At 67.8% G+C, this 21,084-nt stretch carries 20 protein-coding genes; 8 read left to right on the top strand and 12 right to left on the bottom strand.

All coding sequences use genetic code 11. From position 1 onward, the window contains the following. Positions 1-63: 63 nt before the first annotated feature. Positions 64-1,503 carry an aldehyde dehydrogenase family protein gene (locus tag AC5LXX_RS12510; RefSeq protein ID WP_124452840.1) on the bottom strand — a complete coding sequence of 480 codons (1,440 nt, stop codon included), beginning with the start codon at positions 1,501-1,503 and terminating at the stop codon, positions 64-66. Positions 1,504-1,760: 257 nt separating this feature from the next. On the opposite strand from AC5LXX_RS12510, the gene ppa reads away from it, so the two are divergent. Then, the gene (gene ppa, locus AC5LXX_RS12505; protein ID WP_011352863.1) at positions 1,761-2,288 is read left to right on the top strand and encodes an inorganic diphosphatase; all 528 of its coding nucleotides are present in this window, start codon (positions 1,761-1,763) and stop codon (positions 2,286-2,288) included. A 54-nt stretch (positions 2,289-2,342) separates the two neighbouring features. On the opposite strand, the gene AC5LXX_RS12500 is transcribed toward ppa, so the two are convergent. Together AC5LXX_RS12500 and AC5LXX_RS12495 are read right to left on the bottom strand one after the other, a co-directional pair. Continuing rightward, the gene (locus AC5LXX_RS12500) at positions 2,343-3,170 is read right to left on the bottom strand and encodes a GIY-YIG nuclease family protein (RefSeq protein WP_493409650.1); all 828 of its coding nucleotides are present in this window, start codon (positions 3,168-3,170) and stop codon (positions 2,343-2,345) included. A 49-nt stretch (positions 3,171-3,219) separates the two neighbouring features. Beyond that, positions 3,220-4,254: a helix-turn-helix transcriptional regulator gene (locus AC5LXX_RS12495; protein ID WP_493409649.1), complete on the bottom strand. Its 1,035-nt coding sequence runs from the start codon at positions 4,252-4,254 to the stop codon at positions 3,220-3,222. 151 nt (positions 4,255-4,405) lie between these two features. On the opposite strand from AC5LXX_RS12495, the gene AC5LXX_RS12490 reads away from it, so the two are divergent. Beyond that, a complete protein-coding gene (locus AC5LXX_RS12490) occupies positions 4,406-6,652 on the top strand; it encodes a glycoside hydrolase family 3 C-terminal domain-containing protein (RefSeq protein WP_493409648.1) in 2,247 nt (748 codons plus the stop codon). A gap of 63 nt (positions 6,653-6,715) precedes the next feature. Here the strand turns inward: AC5LXX_RS12490 and AC5LXX_RS12485 are convergent, their stop codons facing one another. Then, complete coding sequence (locus AC5LXX_RS12485; protein ID WP_493409647.1) at positions 6,716-7,894, bottom strand: GNAT family N-acetyltransferase; 1,179 nt, start codon at positions 7,892-7,894, stop codon at positions 6,716-6,718. Positions 7,895-8,003: 109 nt separating this feature from the next. Between AC5LXX_RS12485 and AC5LXX_RS12480 the strand changes: the two genes are divergently transcribed. Beyond that, complete coding sequence (locus tag AC5LXX_RS12480) at positions 8,004-9,722, top strand: NAD+ synthase (protein WP_493409646.1); 1,719 nt, start codon at positions 8,004-8,006, stop codon at positions 9,720-9,722. An 83-nt stretch (positions 9,723-9,805) separates the two neighbouring features. After that, entirely contained in the window at positions 9,806-10,144 is a 339-nt protein-coding gene (locus tag AC5LXX_RS12475; protein WP_006398637.1) for a P-II family nitrogen regulator, read from the top strand. Between the two features lie 142 nt (positions 10,145-10,286). Here AC5LXX_RS12475 and AC5LXX_RS12470 read toward each other — a convergent pair whose 3' ends face one another. Then, positions 10,287-11,372, bottom strand: a complete 1,086-nt coding sequence (locus AC5LXX_RS12470; protein ID WP_493409645.1) for a porin — start codon at positions 11,370-11,372, stop codon at positions 10,287-10,289. A 544-nt stretch (positions 11,373-11,916) separates the two neighbouring features. Continuing rightward, positions 11,917-12,888 carry a LysR family transcriptional regulator gene (locus AC5LXX_RS12465; protein WP_493409644.1) on the bottom strand — a complete coding sequence of 324 codons (972 nt, stop codon included), beginning with the start codon at positions 12,886-12,888 and terminating at the stop codon, positions 11,917-11,919. Between the two features lie 88 nt (positions 12,889-12,976). Here AC5LXX_RS12465 and AC5LXX_RS12460 point away from each other — a divergent pair, with 88 nt between their 5' ends. Next, on the top strand, positions 12,977-13,474 hold the full coding sequence (locus tag AC5LXX_RS12460; RefSeq protein ID WP_493409643.1) for a GNAT family N-acetyltransferase: 498 nt from the start codon (positions 12,977-12,979) through the stop codon (positions 13,472-13,474). A 54-nt stretch (positions 13,475-13,528) separates the two neighbouring features. On the opposite strand, the gene AC5LXX_RS12455 is transcribed toward AC5LXX_RS12460, so the two are convergent. The 4 genes from AC5LXX_RS12455 to AC5LXX_RS12440 all read right to left on the bottom strand — a co-directional run bounded on the left by AC5LXX_RS12455 (position 13,529) and on the right by AC5LXX_RS12440 (position 16,738). Beyond that, a complete protein-coding gene (locus AC5LXX_RS12455) occupies positions 13,529-14,308 on the bottom strand; it encodes an ABC transporter ATP-binding protein (RefSeq protein ID WP_124452853.1) in 780 nt (259 codons plus the stop codon). An 18-nt stretch (positions 14,309-14,326) separates the two neighbouring features. Next, the gene (locus AC5LXX_RS12450) at positions 14,327-15,040 is read right to left on the bottom strand and encodes an ABC transporter permease (protein ID WP_493409642.1); all 714 of its coding nucleotides are present in this window, start codon (positions 15,038-15,040) and stop codon (positions 14,327-14,329) included. Continuing rightward, on the bottom strand, positions 15,037-15,726 hold the full coding sequence (locus AC5LXX_RS12445; RefSeq protein ID WP_006489645.1) for an ABC transporter permease: 690 nt from the start codon (positions 15,724-15,726) through the stop codon (positions 15,037-15,039). The genes AC5LXX_RS12450 and AC5LXX_RS12445 overlap by 4 nt, the downstream gene beginning before the upstream one ends. Positions 15,727-15,955: 229 nt before the next feature. Then, on the bottom strand, positions 15,956-16,738 hold the full coding sequence (locus AC5LXX_RS12440; RefSeq protein WP_148092902.1) for an ABC transporter substrate-binding protein: 783 nt from the start codon (positions 16,736-16,738) through the stop codon (positions 15,956-15,958). 364 nt (positions 16,739-17,102) lie between these two features. Between AC5LXX_RS12440 and AC5LXX_RS12435 the strand changes: the two genes are divergently transcribed. Next, positions 17,103-17,801 carry a pirin family protein gene (locus AC5LXX_RS12435; protein ID WP_124453120.1) on the top strand — a complete coding sequence of 233 codons (699 nt, stop codon included), beginning with the start codon at positions 17,103-17,105 and terminating at the stop codon, positions 17,799-17,801. 69 nt (positions 17,802-17,870) lie between these two features. Here the strand turns inward: AC5LXX_RS12435 and AC5LXX_RS12430 are convergent, their stop codons facing one another. Then, on the bottom strand, positions 17,871-18,422 hold the full coding sequence (locus AC5LXX_RS12430; protein WP_124452856.1) for a Spy/CpxP family protein refolding chaperone: 552 nt from the start codon (positions 18,420-18,422) through the stop codon (positions 17,871-17,873). Positions 18,423-18,646: 224 nt separating this feature from the next. Between AC5LXX_RS12430 and AC5LXX_RS12425 the strand changes: the two genes are divergently transcribed. Continuing rightward, complete coding sequence (locus AC5LXX_RS12425; RefSeq protein ID WP_006493394.1) at positions 18,647-19,372, top strand: response regulator; 726 nt, start codon at positions 18,647-18,649, stop codon at positions 19,370-19,372. After that, a complete protein-coding gene (locus tag AC5LXX_RS12420) occupies positions 19,356-20,672 on the top strand; it encodes an ATP-binding protein (protein WP_493409641.1) in 1,317 nt (438 codons plus the stop codon). Before AC5LXX_RS12425 ends, AC5LXX_RS12420 begins: the two co-directional genes overlap by 17 nt. A 42-nt stretch (positions 20,673-20,714) precedes the next feature. Here AC5LXX_RS12420 and AC5LXX_RS12415 read toward each other — a convergent pair whose 3' ends face one another. After that, entirely contained in the window at positions 20,715-20,981 is a 267-nt protein-coding gene (locus AC5LXX_RS12415; RefSeq protein WP_011545926.1) for a double-stranded DNA-specific endonuclease, read from the bottom strand. Positions 20,982-21,084: the final 103 nt, after the last annotated feature.

Raw genomic sequence — 21,084 nt, 5'->3', positions numbered from 1 at the left:
GTGCTGGTTATGAGAGTCGTCGTGTGTCGCGATGCGGCCGGCCGCGTTTCGCGCGCCGCGCGTTCAGCCGTGGCGGATCGCGATCGTCTTCAGCGCGGTGAAGCCGTACAGTGCCTCGAAGCCTTTTTCGCGGCCGTGGCCCGAGTGGCCGACGCCGCCGAACGGCAGTTCGACGCCGCCGCCCGCGCCATAGTTGTTGATGAACACCTGGCCCGCGCGCAGGCGCCGCGCGAGACGCATCTGGCGTGCACCGTCGCGCGTCCAGATGCCCGCGACGAGGCCGTACGGCGTGCCGTTCGCGAGCGCGACGGCTTCGTCTTCGTCGACGAAACGCATCGCGGCGAGCACGGGGCCGAACACTTCTTCCTGCGCGAGGCGGTGCGACGGCGGTACGTCGCGCAACAGCGCAGGGGCCTGGTAGAAGCCGCTTTCGGGGGCGTCGGCGACGACCTGCCCGTGCGCGGCCATCGGAATGCCGTCGTGCTGCGCGTCGGACAGGAAATCCCACACGCGCTGCTGCTGCTTCGCGTTGATCAGCGGGCCGCAGTCGAGATCGGCGCGGCTCGGGCCGACACGCAGCCCGTTGAACGCGGTGGCGAGGCGCTCGACGAGCGGCTCGTACACCGCGCGCTCGATCAGCACGCGGCTGCCGGCCGAGCAGGTCTGCCCGCCGTTCTGCACGATCGCCGACACGAGCACGGGCAGCGCCGCTTCGAGATCGGCATCGGCGAACACGATCTGCGGCGACTTGCCGCCGAGCTCGAGCGTGACGGGCACGTGGTTCTCGGCCGCCATCTGCGCGACCAGCTTGCCGGTGGCCGGCGAACCCGTAAACGAGATGTGGTCGATGCCGGGATGGCGCGCGAGTGCGGCGCCGGCTTCATGGCCGTAGCCGGTGACGATGTTGAGCGCGCCGGCCGGCAGCCCGGCTTCGGCGGCGAGTTCGGCGACGCGCAGCACGGACAGGCACGCATCCTCGGCCGGCTTGACGACGCAGGCGTTGCCGGCCGCGAGCGCCGCGCCGACGCTGCGCCCGAAGATCTGCATCGGGTAGTTCCACGGCACGATGTGGCCCGTGACGCCGTGCGGCTCGCGCACCGTCAACACGGTGTAGCCGGCCTGGTAGGGGAGGGTTTCGCCGTGCAGCTTGTCGGCGGCGCCCGCGTAGAACTCGAAATAGCGCGCGAGCGCGGCCGCGTCGGCGCGCGCCTGCTTCAGCGGCTTGCCGGTGTCGCGCGCCTCGATCGCGGCGAGTTCCTCGATCGAATCGGCGACGCGCGCCGACAGCCGCATCAGCACGCGGCCGCGCTCGGCGGCGCTCGTCGCGCCCCACGGGCCCGCGAAGGCGTCGCGGGCCGCGGCGACCGCGCGCTCGATGTCGGGCGCGGTACCGCGGGCGATCGTCGCGAACGGCTGGCCGTCGGAAGGATCGACGACCGCGATGGTTTCCAGTTGTGCGGGCAACGTCCATTCGCCCGCAATGAAGTGCTTCGCCTCTTCCATGCCTGCTCCTGTCCAGCGCTGACTCGGTTTCCCTGCTTCACGGCCGACCGGCGACGGCGCTTCGGCGCCGAGACCGGCCCCGTGCGACGCGGCCGGCGATTCGACGGCCGACCATCCGGAACGATTATCGCGCCGATCGTCATCCGGACGCCACCGGTCGATTGGCTATAATGGCGCATTCCCTTGGGGGACGCCCGCGGCGGTGCAACGGCCGCGGCGCCCTGTCCCGAATTCCCATCGACCTACAGAGAGTGCTCATGAGCTTCAATCATGTTCCGGCCGGCAAGGACCTGCCGCAAGATTTCAACGTGATCATCGAGATTCCCGCGCAAAGCGATCCGGTGAAGTACGAGGCGGACAAGGAACTGGGCCTTCTCGTCGTCGACCGCTTCATCGGCACGGGCATGCGCTATCCGGTGAACTACGGCTACATTCCGCAGACGCTGTCGGGCGACGGCGATCCGGTCGACGTGCTGGTGATCACGCCGTTCCCGCTGCTGGCCGGCTCGATCGTGCGTTCGCGCGTGCTCGGCATGCTGCAGATGACCGACGAGTCGGGCGTCGACGCGAAGCTGGTTGCCGTGCCGCACGACAAGGTCTGCCCGATGACGGCGAACCTGAAGTCGATCGACGACGTGCCCGAGTACCTGAAGGACCAGATCAAGCACTTCTTCGAGCAATACAAGGCGCTCGAGAAGGGCAAGTGGGTGAAGGTCGAAGGCTGGGCCGGCATCGAAGCCGCGCACAAGGAAATCACCGACGGCGCCGCGAACTACAAGAAGTAAGCTGCGTACCGGCCGGCGGCCGGTTCGTACGGAACGCAAACCGCGCGTGTCTCCTCAGGAGGCCGCGCGGTTTTGTTTTGTGCGCGCGGGTTTCTTGCGTGCGGGTGTGGGGGCCGGCGGGGGCGAGGCGGCCGGTGAACCCTTCGTGCGTTTTACGCGGGGCGCGGTAACGGAGGGCGCGATCTCTTTCACGGCTTTCGTGGCCGACGAACGGCGACGAGCCGGTGCGGGCGCGGCGTCTTCGCGTCCGTTCGCGACGGGTTTGCCGGCGACGACCGGGGCTTTTCGTTTCGATGACGCGGATCCGGACGTGTTGGCCTTCTTTACCGACGCGCTACCCGGCGAGGTCTTTTTTGCGACTGTGTCGGCGCCGGTTTTCTCATGTTTCGTGTCCGGCGTGGCCTTCGCGGCCTTCGTGGTCTTCGAGGCTTGCTTGCCTTTTGCAGGCTTCGCAGACTTGGCGACTTTCCCGGTCTTCGCGTTTTTCCCGGCAACCGGATCCGTTGTAACCGCCTGCGCCGTGTCGTCGGCGGTTTTCGCCTGCACCTTCTTCCGCCTGCGCGTGCCTGCCTTCAACTCGGCCGCGTCTTCGCTTTCATCGAGCGTCGCCACGGCGGGCAACACCGATTCGAGCGTCCGCAATCCGGCCGCCAGCTCGCGTTTCTGCGCGGCCGTGAGCTGCTTCACCCAGTACTCGGCGCGCGACGCACTCGACCGGTCGGGCAACGGAAACGACGCGAGCACCGCGCGCGGCTTGCGCGAGCGCGTGTAGCGCGCGCCCTTGCCGGACGCGTGTTCGTCGAAGCGTGCGGCAACGTCGGTCGTGATGCCCGTATAGACGCTGTCGTCGGCGCATTCGATCAGATACAGAAACCAGGACATGGCAGGGCGGCGGGATGCGAAGCCGCCAGTGTCTCAGAAAAAGCGCCCGTCAACGCCACCGGTCGCCGTGCCCGTCGCGAAAGCGGCTCGGCGCCGCGCCGAGTTCGCGCGTGAAGAAGCGCGTGAATGCGCTCGTCGACCGGAAGCCGACGCGCACGCCGATCTCGCCGATCGGCAACTGCGTGTTCAGCAGCAGGTCGCGCGCTTCGCCGAGCCGCGCCTGCGCGACGAGCGCATGGAACCCGACGGCCTCGCGATGCAGCCGCCGACGCAGCGTCCAGCGCGACATCGCGAAGTGCGTGCACACGTGCTGCATCAGCGTGTCGGTCGGCGCGTCGACCTCGTCGGACGTGCGCAACCAGTCGCGTACGCATTGCGCGACCGACGATCCGAACGTCGAGCGCGCACGCACGCGCTGGCGTGCGGCATCGGCCGCATGACGCTGGATGCCGGCGAGCGGCGCGTTGTAGCGCTCGAACGGCGTGTCGAAGTGCGCGGAGCGCAGCACGAGGCGGTTGTGCGCGGCGTCGAACGAGACCGGTGCGCCGAGCATGTCGCGCAGCGCGGCAACGGGCGCGAACGCGCGACCGGCGAATTCGGCGTCGTCGACGCGGGCGTGCGGATCGTACAGGCGTGCGAGCGCCGCGAGGATCGCGAGGTTCGCGAATGCGCTGCCCGCGTGCCGGCCTTCGCCTTCGTTCACGTATTCGAGCGCTATTGCGTCGCCATTCTCGTGCGCGAACACCCAGTCGACGTTGCCGATCAGCTCGCGATAGTGCAGGTAACCGTGCAGTGCGTCGCGCAGCGTCGCCGCGTTGCACGTGACGCCCGCGAGTTCGGGAAACTGCACGAGCCACGGCACGACCTGCAGCGGCGGCCGATGCCACGACAGCGGCCAGCCGCTCGTCAGCTGCATGGCGGCCACATGCCGGTCGCCCGCGATGCGGCGCGTGTCGTCGGCGAGTTCGGCCGGCCCGATGCCGAGCGTGTCGAAGAGCGGTGCGGGATCGATGCCGTTCGTGCGCGCGTCTTCGCACAGCCAGCGGTAGATCCGGACGGATACCGATTTCTGTTGCAACTCCATGTCTGTCTCCCTGTCGTCATGCCGTTCGGGTTTGTCCCCGCTGCGAGAGGTCAACGCATGCTCCTGCCGGTCAAGCGTGGTGACCGGTCAATTTTTAGACTCGGACGCTGGAGTTAAGCCACAAGTACAACAGATCGATTCTGGAGGATCAATGAAAACTTCGCTGTTCCGGTGTTCGACGATTGCGTCCGCGTGCGCGCTCACGGTGCTGCTCGCGTCGTGCGGCGGCGACGACATCCACGCCCCGACCGACCCCGATGCGGCGGCCGACCAGCGCGCGGCCGCGCTCGTCGCGCAACTGACGACCGACGAGAAGCTGCAGCTCGTGCATGGCACGGGCATGCCCGCGCTCGATCTGGGCGGCCCGTTCCCGGCCGGCGCGCTGAACGGCGCGAGCTACATCCCGGGCGTGCCGCGGCTCGGCATTCCGGCGGTCAGCAGCGCCGATTCGGCGGGCGGCGTGAACGTGAAGAACGCGCGCGTGACCGCGCTGCCTGCGCCGGTCGCGCTTGCGGCGACGTGGGACCCGGCGCTCGCGGGCACCTACGGCACGCGCATCGCGCTCGAACTGCGCGCGCTTGGCTTCGCGGAAGGGCTCGGCGGCGGCGTGAACCTCGCGCGCGAGCCGCGCAACGGCCGCACGTTCGAATACATGGGCGAGGATCCGGTGCTCGCTGGCACGCTGAGTGCCGCGCGCACGCAGGCGACGCAGGCGCAGAAGGTGATCGCGACGATCAAGCATTTCGCGTTCAACGACCAGGAAACCAACCGGATGACGATCGATTCGGTCGTCGACGAGCGGACCATGCGCGAGGCCGAACTGCTCGCGTTCGAGATCGGCGTGAAGGACGGCCAGCCGGGCAACGTGATGTGCTCGTACAACAAGCTCAACGGCGTGTATGCGTGCGAGAACCCGACTCTGCTGACGACCGTGCTGAAGAACGAATGGGGCTTCAAGGGCGTCGTGCAGTCGGACTGGGGTGCGACGCATTCGACCGTCGCGGCCGTGCAGGCCGGGCTCGACGAGGAACAGCCGGGCGCGGCCGACGACGGCAACGCGCCGCTCGGCTCTTACTTCAACGCGAAGCTGCGTGCGGCGCTGCAGGCCGGCAGCGTGTCGGCCGCGCGGCTGAACGACATGGTGCAGCGCAAGCTGCGCACGCTGATCCGCATCGGCGTGATGGATGCTCCGCCGCAGGCGGGCGGCACGATCGACGAGGCCGCCGGCAACGCCGATGCGCTCGCGATCGCGCGGCAGTCCGCCGTGCTGCTGAAGAACGCAGCCGCGCCGGGCGATGCGCAGCCCGTGCTGCCGCTCGCGGCCGGCACACTCAAGTCGGTCGTCGTGATCGGCGGCCATGCGGACGCTGGCGTGCTGTCGGGCGGCGGCTCGGGCGCGGTGCCGGCGATCGACGGCAACGCGGTGACGACCTGCCGGCAACCGGCCGACATGCTGTTCGGCGGCTGCGCGACCTGGTACAAGTCCGCGCCGCTCGCGGCGATCCGCGCGAAGGCGCCGAACGCATCGGTCAGCTATCTCGACGGCACCGACGCGAATGCCGCGGCGAGCGCGGCCGCGCAGGCCGATGTCGCGATCGTGTTCGCGACGCAGTGGCAGACGGAAGGGCTCGACCTCGCGAGCCTGTCGCTGCCCGACGCGAAGGCCGATCCGTACAACCAGCAATACGACCAGAACGCGCTGATCGCGGCCGTCGCCGCGAAGGCGAAGCGCGTGATCGTCGTGCTCGAGAACGGCAGCCCCGTGCTGATGCCGTGGCTCGCGAACGTGCATGGCGTGCTCGACGCGTGGTATCCGGGCGCGCAGGGCGGCCAGGCGATCGCCGACCTGCTGTTCGGCGACGCGAACCCGTCGGGCCGCTTGCCGCTGACGTTTCCGAAGCAGGAGGCCGACCTGCCGCAGCCGACGATCGATCCGTCGCGCACGCAGACGGTCTATGCGGAAGGCCTCGCATACGGCTACCGCTGGTTCGATGCGAAGGCGATCGAGCCGCTGTTCCCGTTCGGCTACGGGCTGTCGTACACGACGTACGGGTTGTCGGCGATGTCGGCAAAGGCCGACGCATCGGGCAACGTGACGGTCGGCGTGACGGTGACGAACACGGGCGCGCGCGCTGGTGCGCAGACGGTGCAGATCTACGCGGCGCTGCCGGCGTCGCTCGGCGAGCCGCCGAAGCGGCTCGTCGGCTGGACCAAGGTCGCGCTGCAGCCGGGCGAGGCCCGCACGGTCAGCGTGGCCGTGCCGGCGCAGCGCTTCGCGGTCTGGGATGCGAATGCGCATGCGTGGCGGATCGGCGCGGGCAGCTACACGCTGTCGGCGGCCGCGTCGTCGCGCGATCCGCAGGCGCTGTCGCAGGCGGTGACGCTCGCCGCGCACTGAGCCGGGGGCGGCCGTGCGTGATGTGGCGAGGCCAGTCGCGGCCTCGCCACATCCTGGCTGACGCTACGCGCTGCCGCGCCGGAACGGATCGTGTTCGCGCAGCTCGTCGACGTACGCGTGGATATGCTCGGTCTCGCGCTCGAGAAAGCGCGCGACCGCGTCGGAAAACGCCGGGTGCGCGAGCCAGTGCGCGGAGTGCGTGACGGTCGGCAGGAAACCGCGTGCGAGCTTGTGTTCGCCCTGCGCGCCGCCTTCGAACGTATCGAGCCCGGCCTCGATGCAGAATTCGAGCAACTGGTAGTAGGCCGTTTCGAAATGCAGGCAGGGCACGTGCTCGATCGCCCCCCAGTAGCGGCCGTACAGCGTGCCGCCGCCGTGCTCGCCGCGCCGGTACACGGCGAGCGCGCTCGCGATCGGCCGGCCGTCGGCTTCCGCGATCACGAGCAGCAGGTTCTCGGGCATCGTCGCGCCGATCGTGCGGAAGAAATCGAGGTTCAGGTACGGGCTCGAAAAGTGTTCGCGGTAGGTCTGCCGGTAGCAGCGCGAGAAGAAGCGCCAGTCGGCGTCGGTAATCCGATCGCCGGTCAGCCGCCGGAACGTCACGCCCGCATCGTGCACCTTGCGCCGCTCCGCGCGGATGTTCTTGCGCTTCTTCTGCTCGAGCGTGCCGAGGAAATCGTCGAAGTGGCGGTAGCCGTCGTTGAGCCAGTGGAACTGCACGCCTTCGCGCAGCATCATCCCCATCGATTCGAGCAGCCGCGCTTCGTCGCCGGTCGGGAACAGCACGTGCAGCGACGATACGTCGCTCTGTTCGGCGAACGCGAGCAGCGTGGCCGCGAGCCGGCGGCGTGCGTCGTCGTCGGCCGCGAGCAGGCGCGTGCCTTGCACGGGCGTGAACGGCACCGCGCACAGCAGCTTCGGGTAGTAGGGCAGGTCGTTGCGCTGGTACGCGTCGGCCCACGCCCAGTCGAACACGTATTCGCCGTACGAATGCTGTTTCGCGTAAACCGGCGCGGCGGCGGCGAGACGGCCGGTGCGCTCGTCGGTCAGCGTGACGAAGTGCGGCGACCAGCCGGTATCGTCGACCGCGCAGCGTGCGACGTGCAGCGCGTCGAGGAATTCGTGGCGCAGGAACGGCGTCGGCTGCGCGTCGCGCGCGAGCAGCGCGTTCCATTCGTCGGCCGGCACCTCGGCGGGGGACGACAGGATGCCCGTGCGATAATCGATGCGTTCGTGTTTCAAGCGTGAATCCGTACCGTTGGATATTGCCGGATGCGTGCCGCCATGGCATGCGTCCGGGCCGATTTCGTCAGCCGTTCAGGGCGCGCCGCCGGGCTGCGCCGATCCCGCCATGAAGACCCGACTCGCACTCGCCCAGATCAACGTCACCGTCGGCGACTTCGCCGGCAACGTCGCGCGGATCGTCGCGGCCGCGCGCGCCGCGCACAACGATGGTGCGCAGCTGATGGTCGCGCCCGAACTTGCGCTGTCCGGCTATCCGCCGGAAGACCTGCTGCTGCGGCCCGCGTTCTACGCGGCGGCGGCCGCCGCGCTCGATGCCCTGGCCGATGCGCTGAAGGCGTTCGACGGGCTCGCGGTGCTGGTCGGCCATCCGTTGCGCGGTGCGGGCAGCGGTCCGGGCAGCGATGCGCGCGCGCCAGCCGTCGATGGTAATGCAAACCGCCCGATCGAGCGCGGCGTGCCGCCCATCCATACCTTCAATGCCGTGTCGCTGATCGTCGGCGGCGAGATCGTCGGCACCTACCGCAAGCAGGATCTGCCGAATGCCGAGGTGTTCGACGAGAAACGCTATTTCGCGACCGACACCGAGCCGCTCGTGTTCGAGCTGAACGGCGTGAAATACGGCGTGATCATCTGCGAGGACGCGTGGCATGCATCGGCCGCGCAGATCGCGAAGGCGGCCGGCGCGCAGGTGCTGCTGATCCCGAACGGCTCGCCTTACCACATGAACAAGGAAGCGGTGCGCATCGACATCCTGCGCGCGCGGATCCGCGAGACCGGGCTGCCGATGGTGTACGTGAACCTCGTCGGCGGCCAGGACGAGCTCGTGTTCGACGGCGGCTCGTTCGTGCTCGACGGCGAGGGCGCGCTCGTCGCGAAGATGCCGCAGTTCGACGAAGGCCATGCGATCGTCGAATTCGACGGCGCACGGCCGCTGCCCGGCGCGCTCGCGCCCGAGCTGTCGACGGATGCGCAGGTGTACCGCGCGCTCGTGACTGGCGTGCGCGACTACATCGGCAAGAACGGTTTTCCCGGCGTGCTGATCGGGCTGTCGGGCGGTGTCGATTCGGCGCTGGTGCTGGCCGTCGCGTGCGACGCGCTCGGGCCCGGGCGCGTGCGCGCGGTGATGATGCCGTCGCGCTTCACGGCCGACATCTCGACCACCGACGCGGCGGAGATGGCGCGGCGCGTCGGCGTGCGCTACGACGAGATCGCGATCGCGCCGATGTTCGACGCATTCCGCGCATCGCTCGCCGACGAGTTCGCGGGCCGCGCGGAAGACGCGACGGAGGAGAACATCCAGGCGCGCATCCGCGGCACGTTGCTGATGGCGCTGTCGAACAAGTTCGGCTCGATCGTGCTGACGACCGGCAACAAGAGCGAGATGGCGGTCGGCTACTGCACGCTGTACGGCGACATGGCCGGCGGTTTCGCGGTGATCAAGGACATCGCGAAGACACTCGTGTACCGGCTCTGCCGCTATCGGAACGAAACGGCGGACTACCCGCTGCGCGACGTGATCCCCGAGCGGATCCTGACGCGCGCGCCGTCGGCCGAGCTGCGCGAGAACCAGACCGACCAGGACAGCCTGCCGCCGTACGACGTGCTCGACGCGATCATGCGGATGTACATGGAAGAAGACCGGCCGCTCGCCGAGATCGTCGCGGCCGGTTATGCGCAGGCCGACGTCGAGCGCGTGACGCGGCTCATCAAGATCAACGAGTACAAGCGCCGCCAGGCGCCGATCGGCATCCGCGTCACGCACCGCGCATTCGGGCGCGACTGGCGCTACCCGATCACGTCGCGGTTTACCGAACGTCTCGATTGAGCCGCGCTGGGCCGGATGCGGCTCGCCGGCTTACAATCGGGAACGCGATTTTTCATCCAAACGAGCATTGAGGGACAACCATCATGAAACGCATCACCGCCATCATCAAGCCGTTCAAGCTGGACGAAGTCCGCGAAGCGCTCGCCGAAGTGGGTCTCACGGGCCTGACCGTGACGGAAGTGAAGGGCTTCGGCCGCCAGAAGGGCCATACCGAGCTGTATCGCGGCGCCGAATACGTCGTCGACTTCCTGCCGAAGATGAAGATCGAAGTGGTCGTCGCGGAAGCGCAGGTCGACCAGGTGATCGACGCGGTGATCGGCGCGGCGCGTACCGGCAAGATCGGCGACGGCAAGATCTTCGTGTCGGACGTCGAGCGCGTGATCCGCATCCGCACCGGCGAAGAGAACGAAGCGGCCGTCTGAGCGCCGCATTCGTCACCGGGCCGCGCCAGGTCGGCCCCCCCAAATAAAAAACGGTGCGGATACCCGGTTGGGTACCGCACCGATACGCGCCTCTCGCAGCAGCGTGGAAAGTGTTGTCGAATCGTTCTTTGACGGCGCCTGATCAGAACAGGTGCTGGATACCGGCGTAGACGCCGGTCTGGCTGCCGCCCGGATTCGGGTTGCCCGTCGACACGGCCGTACCGGCGCCGTTCGCGTTCAGGCCGAAGTTGGCGTTCTTGCTGTTGCGCACCGTTGCGACCTGCAGGTCGAACAGCGTGCGCTTCGAGATGTTGTACGAGCCGCCGACCGTGTAGATGTTCGCGTTGCCGCCGCCGTGGTTCGCGTTCACGTGATACACGGCTGCGATCAGCGCCGCTGCCGGCGTGGCCTGCCACGTCACGCCGCCCCACACCTGCTGGGTGCCCGTCACGCCGGCGTTCACCGCCGGGCCGCCGCTGCCGTCGGCGCGCGATGCCTGGTAAGCCGCCTGAACCTTGAACTGGCCGAGGAACACGTTCACGCCCGCGAAGTATTCACGCGAGTAGTTGAACACGTCCGAGAAGCGGCCGTTGCTGTCGCGCGTTTCGTCGTAGATGCCGCGCAACTGGAACAGCGAGTTCGTATAGGTGACCTGACCGCCCATTGCACGGCCCGGTTGGCCGGCCGTCGTGTTGCCGTTGAAGCTGGTCGAGTTCGAGAACGAGAACTGGCCGTAGAAGTCGAGGCCGTAGAGCGAGGGCGACTGGTACGACACGTTGTTGCTGGTCTTGTTCCAGTTGCGGCCGCGCACCAGCGAGGCCGTCGACCAGGCCGACTGGCCGAACGGGTCGAAGTCCCACACGCCGTTGGCGATCGCGAGTTCGCGACCCAGCAGCAGCGTACCGTAGCGGTCGTTCGAGATACCGACGGTCGCGAAACGATCCCAGATCGCGCCGCTCGTGCCGAGGCCGCCATTCATCGTGTTGAACGCGCCTTCGAGGTGGAACAGGACCTTGTTGCCGCCGCCGATGTCCTCGCTACCCTTCAAGCCCCACAGGCTCGTGCCCCAGTCGCCGCTTTCCGCGCGCACTTGGTGGCCGTTTTGCAGGCCGTTCAGGTACTCAAGGCCGGCATCCAGGCGACCATACAGCGTGACGCTGCTCTGCGCGTGCGCCGTCACCACCCCAGCAGCCATCAGCGCGGCCGCGACCAAAGCTTTCTTCATCATCTCCTCCATACCCTGTCAAAAAGTCAACCCAGACTGCACGAGATGCCCGGAGCGCGAGCGCCGGGCAAAAGCGGGATAACCAGGGAGACCTCGTGCAGGGCCGGTAAGCGCGGCACGCGGGCAAGCAGACGGAAAACCGTTGAGCGGTCCCGCGCAGCCGGGTCGGCCTGCGGGGTCTCCTTGTTGTGTCGTGAAGCTAAACTACATTTCACGAACTTCGTTTTGCTACTTTGGTTACTAATTTAGCAAAAATACAATTTTGTGGCGATGGAAATCGTTGTTTGACTAACCGCTGTCGCCAAATTGCCATGCAACACGGTGCGCAACAGGTGCACCTGGGGTTGGCAATTACCGGAAAACCCTTGTCCTGCAAGGGAGACACGAATTCCGTGAATAGGGGTCAAGGATTGCCACTATTGACGTTGCGAAAGCGCGGGCGTAAGCGCGAAAGTCGCGAAATTGGTAAGTATTTCGTAATGATTCGGGTGGTTTCGGCGATCGCCGGGTGGCGCCTGAAACGCCCGTCGCACAAGGCGTGCGGCACTCAGTCCGGGCCCGGCCGCGCGGCGAGCAACTGCGCGCGAATCCAGCGGTGCGCATCGGTGCGTGCATGCTTCGCGTGCGAGTAGACCTTCACCGTGTAGCGCGGAATCTCGAACGGCGCCGGAAACAGGCGGATCGGCGCCGCGTGCCGCAGCGCCTGCGCGGCGCGGTTCGGCACGGTCATCAGCAGTTCGGATTCCGCGATCACGAACGGCGCGGCCAGCACCGTCGGCAACTGCACGGCGACGTGCCGCGCGAGACCGAGCCGGTCGAGCACGTAGTCGACCACGCCGCGCGATTCGTTCCACGGCGTGACGACGACGTGGCGGGCGGCCAGGTACTGATCGAGCGTCAGCCGCCGGCGGATCGCCGGATGCGCGGCGCTTGCGATCACGACGTAGTCGTCGGAGAACCAGTCGAAATCCTCGATGCCCGGTGTGTCGGCCGCCGACTCCTCGTGATAGCCGAGCGCGAAGTCGATGCGGCCGGCCGCGAGTTCGTCGACGGATATCTTCCGGTCGGAATGCACGACGCGGATCCGCAGGTGCGGCGCGACGTGCTGGATCCGCGCGAGGAATGCCGGCAGCACCGCGAACGCGGTGTAGTCGGTCGCGGCGAACACGAACGTGCGGTCGCTGTGCGCGGGATCGAAGCGGCGCGCGCGGGCGAGCCCCTTCGACATCGCGTCGAGCGCGTCGCCGGCCCACGTGGCGATGTCGTCGGCGCGCACGGTCGGCTGCATTTCGTTGCCGAGGCGCACGAACAGCGCGTCGCCGATCGCGTCGCGCAGCCGCGCGAGCGCGTGGCTCAACGCGGACGGGCTCAATGCGAGTTCGTGCGCGGCCGCCGCGACCGACCGGTGGCGGTATAGCGCGTCGAACACGAGCAGCAGGTTCAGGTCGAGGCGGCGCAGGTCGGGATGCATCATGTTCAGGTCGGGATGAAGAAGCTGCACTTCCTGCAGGCCAGGCATGAACGTAGCATGACGGTTTGATCGGTGCCAGCGCACGTGCATGGCGCCGCTTCCCATTTCAAGTCCGGGCCGGAGGAGGGCTCAACCCGTGCAAATCGATATCCGTTCCGCCACCGTCGCCGACGTGCCGCTGATCCTGCGTTTCATTACCGAACTGGCCGTCTACGAGAAGGCGGAGCACGAAGTGATCGCGACGCCCGCGTCGCTCGAACGCAGCCTGTTCGGCGAAGGCTCGCCGGCGCGCGCGCTGGTCTGCGAGGTCGACGGCGAGCCGGCCGGCTTCGCCATCTATTTCTTCTCGTATTCGACCTGGCTCGCGCGGCAGGGCTTGTATCTCGAGGACCTGTACGTGTCGCCGCGTTTTCGCGGGGCGGGCGCCGGGCTGCGGCTGCTGAAGACGCTCGCGCGGATCGCGGTCGAGTCGGGCTGCGGCCGGTTCGAATGGAGCGTGCTCGACTGGAACGAGCCGGCGATCCGCTTCTACGAAAGCGTCGGCGCGGCGCCGCAGAGCGAATGGGTGCGTTACCGGCTGGCGGGCGACGCACTGCGCGCGTTCGCCGACGCTGCGCCGGTGAGCGTCGCGTAAACGCGGAACGGGCGCCGCGGGGCGCCCGTTCGAACGGCGTGCGTTGCGTGCGTGTTACTTGAGGCTGCCCGACAGGAACCCGCGCAGGCGTTCGCTCTTCGGATTGGCAAACACCTCGGACGGCACGCCTTCTTCCTCGACGCGGCCCTGGTGCAGGAACATCACGTGGTTCGACACGTTGCGCGCGAAGCCCATCTCGTGCGTGACGACGATCATCGTGCGGCCTTCCTCGGCGAGCTTCTGCATCACCTTCAGCACTTCGCCCACCAGTTCCGGGTCGAGCGCCGACGTCGGTTCGTCGAACAGCATCACGTCGGGATGCATCGCGAGCGCGCGCGCGATCGCCACGCGCTGCTGCTGGCCGCCGGACAAATGCGACGGATATTGCTTCTCGACGCGCGGTGCGAGACCGACCTTCTCGAGATACTCGCGCGCGCGATCCTCGGCTTCCTTCTTCGGGATGCCGAGCACGTTCACGGGCGCTTCCATCACGTTCTCGAGCACGTTCATGTGCGACCACAGGTTGAAGTGCTGGAACACCATCGACAGCTTGGTGCGCACGCGCTGCAGCTGTTTCGTATCGGCCGCGCGCAGCGCGCCCGTCTTGTCGAGCGCGGTGCGCACTTCCTCGCCGTCGACGAAGATGCGGCCCGCGTTCGGCTGCTCGAGGAAGTTGATACAGCGCAGCATCGTGCTCTTGCCGGAGCCGGACGAGCCGATCACGCTGATCACGTCGCCGGAGTTCGCCCTCAGCGACACGCCTTTGAGCACCTCGTTGTCGCCGTACCGCTTGTGGAGTTCGTCGACGAAAAGCTTCTGGGTCTGGGAATTCATCAATATTCCTGCGAAAACTTACTTGCCTTGCGGGCGCAGATACGCGAGCCAGCGGCGCTCGGCCTGGCGGAACAGCCACACGAGCGTGAACGAGATCACGAGGTAGAGCAGGGCGGCGATGCCGAACGCGTGGAACGACATGTAGGTCGCCGAGTTGACGTCGCGCGCGATTTTCAGGATGTCCGGCACGGTCGCGGTGAACGCGACGGTGGTCGCATGCAGCATCAGGATCACTTCGTTGCTGTACAGCGGCAGCGCGCGGCGCAGCGCCGACGGCAGGATCACGCGGCGATACATCGTGAACGGGGACATCCCGTACGCGCGCGCGGCTTCGATCTCGCCGTACGACGTCGCCTTGATCGCGCCGGCGAAAATCTCGGTGGTGTACGCGCAGGTGTTCAGCGTGAACGCGAGCAGCGTGCAGTGCATCCCGTCGCGGAAGAACGCGTCGAGCACCGGCGTGCCGCGTACGGCCTGCAGGCTGTAGAGGCCCGTGTAGCAGAGCAGCAGCTGCACGTAGAGCGGCGTGCCGCGGAACACGTACGTGTACAGCCACACGGCGCTCGACAGCCACTTCTTCTTCGACACGCGCGCCACGGCGAGCGGTATCGACAGGCAGAAGCCGAGGCCGATCGACACGACGAGCAGCCACAGCGTGATCGCGACACCGGTGATGCGATAGCCGTCGGTGTAGAGATAGTTGCGCCAGTATTCTTGGATGAGTTCGATCATAGGTCAGCCTTGCGGACACCGGTCGAGTAGCGCTTTTCGAGCCACATCAGCACGAAGTTCGAGATCGTCGTGATGGCGAGATAGACCGCACCGGCGATCAGCGTGAAGAAGAAGAACCGCAGCGTGCCCTTGCCGGCGTCCTGCGAGGCCTTCACGACGTCGGCCAGGCCGATGATCGACACGAGCGCGGTCGACTTCACGAGCACCTGCCAGTTGTTGCCGATGCCCGGCAGCGCGAAGCGCATCATCTGCGGGAACATGATCCGCGTGAACACCTGCCAGTTCGTCATCCCGTATGCGCTGCCGGCTTCGAGCTGGCCGCGCGGGACCGACAGGAACGCGCCGCGGAACGTCTCGGTGAAATACGCGCCGTAGATGAAGCCGAGCACGAGCACGCCGGCGAGGAACGGGTCGATGTCGATCTGGTCCCAGCCGAGCGCGTCGGTCGCCATGTTCAGCCAGATCTGCAGGCTGTAGAACAGCAGCAGCATCAGCACGAGGTCGGGTACGCCGCGAATCAGCGTCGTGTAGACGGTGCCGACGCCGTTCGTCACGCGGTTGCGCGACAGCTTCGCGCCGGCGCCGAGCAGCCCCAGCAGGAACGACAGCGCGAGCGAAAGTACCGCCAGTTTGACGGTTTGCCAGGTGCCAGCGAGGATCAGCGGGCCGTAGCCTTGTAGAAACATATGGGGTCCCTGGTGTGGTCCCTGAGGGCGCACGCAGTGCGCCGCGAAACACGCGCCCGCCAAGCTGCGCGGAACGCCCCGTGCGTATCATGACCGTCCGCCCCGGCAACGGTGCCGGGCGAGCCCGTCGCGCGAGCGGCGGGCAAGGGGGCGGGCGGCGCGTGGTTGACTGCCTGTACTGCGCGGATACGGGGCCGCCCCCGCATCCGTTGCTTCTTCCGGTCGGCGCTTAGCGGGCCGGAGCCGAATAGACGCTGAACGAGAAGTACTTGTGCGACAGCCGGTCGTACGTGCCGTCCTTGTGCATGTCGGCCAGTGCCTTGTTGATCTTGAGCTTCAGGTCCGTATCTTCCTTGCGCAGGCCGATCGCGGTGCCGTCGCCGATCGTCTTCGGATCCTTCACTTCCGGCCCGGCGAACGCGAAGCCCTTGCCGCGCGGCGTGCGCAGGAAGCCGTAGTCGGCCTGCAACTCGTCCTGCAGCGTCGCGTCGAGGCGGCCCGAGCCGAGATCGGTATAGACCTGGTCCTGGTTCTGGTAAGGAATGATCGTCACGCCCTGCGGTTCCCAGTACGCCTTCGCGTAGGTTTCCTGCGTCGAGCCCTGCTCGACGCCGACACGCTTGCCCTTCAGCGACGCGACCGTCGGCAGCAGCGGCGAGCCGGTCTTCGCGATCATCCGCGCCGGCGCGTCGTACACCTTGTCGGAGAAGTCGATCTGCTCGCGGCGCTTGTCCGTGACGGTCAGCGACGACACGATGACGTCGTACTTCTTCGCTTTCAGCGCCGGGATGATCCCGTCGAGATCCTGCGCCACCCACACGCATTTCACGTCGATCCGCTTGCAGATTTCCTTGGTGAGATCGACGTCGAAACCGACGATCTCGCCGCTCGGTGCGGTCGACTCGAACGGCGGGTAGCTGGCGTCGACGCCGATCCGCACGGTCTTCCACTCCTTCGCGAAGGCGCTGCCCGCCACGAGGGCGAGGGCGGCGCACAGGGCGGCCTTCTTCATTTCCATCCTTCTGTTGCTGACTTTCCGGGGACGCTCGCGGCCGGTCGTATCGGGCGCCGCGGCGTATTCTAGATGGCCAAAATTCGCCGAACGGCGCTTGGGCATGGGCGGTCGCCGCAGCGGCGAACGCCAAAAGGGCGGTATTTTACCCGAACGCGATACCCGGAAAACCGCAATCCGGCGCGATCGATCGATTCCTCGAATCGGCTGTTGCGACAATCGCGATATTCGCAACGATTATTCTGGCGATTGGTTGCGCAAGCGCAACGATGCGGTGCGCCGACGGCGGATTGTGGTGCGTTCGGTGTCCCCCTACAGTGGAGGTAAACCCGAACAAGTAATCTGCCCCCGGAGTGTCCGCGCCATGTTCCAGATCCGCCGCGCCGAAGACCGCTGCCACACGCGCCAAGGCTGGCTCGAATCGCGTCACAGCTTTTCGGCCGCCGGCCGAGCCGCGAACGCACATCCGCCGGTCGGCGCGCTGCATGTGCTGAGCGAGGACCTGATCGCGCCGACGCGCGGTTTCGGAATGCAGCCGCGGCGCGACGTGGAGATTGTGACCTGCGTGCTGGACGGCACGCTCGCGCACCGCGACAGCCTCGGCTGCGGCGCGATCGTCCGCGCCGGCGGCATCCAGCGGATGAGCGCCGGCACGGGGCTCATGCACAGCGAAACCAACGCGTCGCGCGACCGTCCGCTGCATCTGCTGCAGATCTGGCTGCAGCCGGCCGAGCGGGGCGGGCGGCCGGGCTACGAGGAACGGCATTTCGCCGACGACGAGAAACGCGGCCGGCTGCGGCTCGTCGCGGCGCCGGACGGCGGCGGCGGTGCGCTGACGATGCGCTCGGACGCCCGCATCTTCGCGGGGCTGATCGACGGCGAAGAGACGGCGACGTTCGACGTGCGCGCCGGGCGCAGCACCTACGTGCACGTGGTGCGCGGCGACGTCGAGGTCAACGGCCGTGCGCTGGCCGCCGGCGACGGCGCGCGGATCGGCGGCGTGGACGCGGTGGCGTTCGCGCGCGGCCGGGCGGCCGAGGTGCTGCTGTTCGACGTCGCCTGAAACGAAACAGGGGACGCGGGCCGGTGCCCGCGTCCCCTCCGGTGCCGCTCCGGGAAGCGGCTTGCCGGCTTACTGCGCCGGCGCCGATGCGCCCTTGGCGGCGCGATGCTGCTCCCAGCGCTCCTTCATCTTCTCGTGGCGCTGCTCCATCTTCGCGAACTGCTGCTTGAGCGCCGTGCTGACCATCGTCTTCTGCTGGTCGTTCAGCCCGTTGTAGAACGTGAGCCACGCGGCGGACGTCTGCTCGCGCAGCTGCGCGTTCTGCGCCTCCGCCTGCTGGCGCGCCGAATGCATCGCGCTCAGGTCGAGGATCGGCTGGTTCTGCTGCGCCTTGAACTGCTCGCGCATCTGCTCGTGGCTCTTGCGCATCGCGTCATGGTTCTGCTTCATCGTGCTGACGGCCGCCTGCCATTGCTGTTCCTGCGACGCGTTGAGCTTCAGCTGGTCGTGCAGTTTCATGATCGCGCCGAACGGGCCGCCTTCGTGCCCGCCGTGCATCTGGTGCATGCCGGGGCCGCCCGGGGGCGGCATGTCGTCGGGCTGCGCGGCGTGCGCGGTGCCGAATGCGAGAGCGAGCACGGTGGCGGCCGCAATGGCCACGCGGGAAGTCTTCTTATACATTTCAGAAACTCCTTGAATCCAAAGGGTCCGGCGATGCGGTGCCGGGAAAGCCAGGTACCGCATCCGGTAAGACGCAGGTTAGCGATGCAGGCTCCGGCCGGTGTTACGTGGGGCGGCGGCCCGGTTACCGCGCATTACAGTTCCCTTGTGCGGTAACCCGCAGTAACCCTTTCGTCCCTTTGTTTCGTTCTTCGACTCCGCCCTCGCGCGGTAAACTTCGAGCCATGACTACCCAGATCCTCATCGTCGACGACGACCAAGAACTCCGAGACCTGCTGCGCGACTATCTCGTGCGCCAGGGGATGGAAGTGTCCGTGCTGCACGACGCGGCGACGCTCGAGAAGCGCCTCGAGCGCGAGCGGCCCGACCTGATCGTGCTGGACCTGATGATGCCGGGCGTGGACGGCCTGACCGCGCTGCGCCAGCTGCGCGCGGCCGGCGACGACATCCCCGTGATCATGCTCACGGCACGCGCGGACGACGTCGACCGCATCGTCGGGCTCGAGCTCGGCGCGGACGACTACCTCGGCAAGCCGTTCAACCCGCGCGAGCTGCTCGCGCGCGTGCAGGCCGTGCTGCGCCGCCGCCGCGCGACGCCGTCGGCGGCCGCGCCCGAACAGCGCGAGCCGTTCGCGTTCGGCCGTTTCCTGCTCGACTTCCAGGCGCGCACGCTGTCGGTCGACGGCAAGCCGGCCACGCTGTCGAGCAGCGAATTCGCGCTGCTGAAGATCTTCGTGAACCATGCGCTGCGCACGCTCACGCGCGAGCGCCTGCTCGAGTTGCTGCACGGGCCCGAGTACGACGGTACCGACCGCGGCATCGACGTCCAGGTGTGGCGCCTGCGCCGCATCCTCGAAACGGATCCGTCGACGCCGCGCTTCATCCAGACGGTGCGCGGGCGCGGCTACGTGTTCGTGCCCGACGGCGAGGCTCATGCGCAAACCCATTGATTCACTGTTCGGGCGGCTGGCGCTGCTCGTCATCGGTGTCCTGCTCCTGTCGCACTTCGCGTGGTTCTTCGCGATGCGGCTCGAGCGCAACCAGATGCAGACGCGTTATGCGGTCGAGGAAGCCGCCTTCCTCGTCGACGCCGTGCGCCAGCACGTCGCGCGCACGCCGGACCAGCCGCTGCCGTCGCGCGTGCGGCTGGTGTCGCCGGACAGTGCCGACGTGCCGAAGGGCGGCAATGCGGGGCTGCCGCCGCCGCTCAAGCGGTTTCGCGACGACGTCAGCGAGCGCATGCCGCCCGGCACGCAGGTCGAGATCGGCACACCCGGCCATCCGCCCGTGCTGTGGGTGAAGGAGCCGGCCGACCGCAACTGGATCGTCGTGCCCATACAGCCGCTGCGGCCGCCGCGTTCGCTCGACCGGATGCTGCTGTGGCTCGGCACGATCTTCTCGGCCGGCGTGATCGCCGCGCTGTTCGCGGCCTGGCAGCTGCAGCAGCCGTTGCGCTCGCTCGCCCGCGCGGTCGCGCGGTTCGGCCGCGGGCAGCCGGTGCCGCCGCTGCGCGAGCGCGGCCCGCGCGAGCTGCGCCAGCTCACGCACGGCTTCAACCAGATGGTGGAGCAGGTGTCGCAGGCCGAGAGCGATCGCGCGGTGATGCTGGCGGGCGTCGCGCACGACCTGCGCACGCCGCTGGCGCGGATGCGCCTGCGGGCGGAAATGATGGACGACGCACGGTTGCGCGACGGCGTCGTGCGCGACGTCGACTCGATGTCGCACATCGTCGACCAGTTCCTGGTGTTTGCGCACGGCGGGGCCGATCGCAGCGAACCGGTGCCGGTCGATCAGGCCTGCGAGCGGATCGCACGCAGCTATCGCGCCGTCGCGCCGAACGCACCGACGGTCCAGACGCGGCTGGAGGCCGATCCAGGCTTCCGGCTGCCGACCGCGACGCTCGACCGGATCCTGTCGAACCTGCTGGACAACGCGCATGCGTATGGCGCACCGCCGGTGCTTGTCGAGACGGCGCGCACGCCGGCCGGCTACGTGCTGTCGGTCAGCGACAGCGGCGGCGGGATCGCACCGCGTGACCTCGCGGCCGCCACGCGGCCGTTCGTCCGGCTCGATCCCGCGCGCGGCGGGAACGGCCACAGCGGGCTCGGGCTCGCGATCGTCGAGCGGCTGGTGCTCAGGCTGGGCGGCGCATGCGACATCGGCAACCGCCCCGAAGGCGGCCTGCGCGTCGCGATGACGTTCCCGTTCGAGGCCGTGCCGAAGGACGAACCCCACGCACAGGCCGCGTAAGCGGCTGCGGCGCCTGCCCGGCCGGGCGGGCGCCGCGCGGCATCATTCGCCGAACAGCGTGCCGAGCGTCTCGGCCGCGTTGCTGTCGATCGTGTTGTAGGTCACGGTCGTGGCCTCGAAAATGTAGACGGTCGTATACCGGCCGAGGCGCTCCAGGATTTCCTCCTGCAGCGATTCCGGTACGACGTTCATGTTCAGGTACCACGCCGTCGACGACAGCCGCGTCTGGAACGACCCGTACTCCTGCATCAGTTCGTAGAACGCGTCGGCATCCTGATCGCGGCAGACGATCACCAAGTTTCCTGCCATTCCCTTTCCTCCCGCTCGTCGATCGATCCCCAAGGGGGCTAGCCCCGATCATACCCGCTTCGCCGCATCCGGCTCGTGACGTCCGACACGGTTTGCGCCCGCG

The organism is Burkholderia torrens (assembly GCF_984668525.1).
The sequence above is the reverse complement of the archived record's forward strand: the minus strand, read 5'-3'. Positions and strand labels throughout refer to the sequence as shown.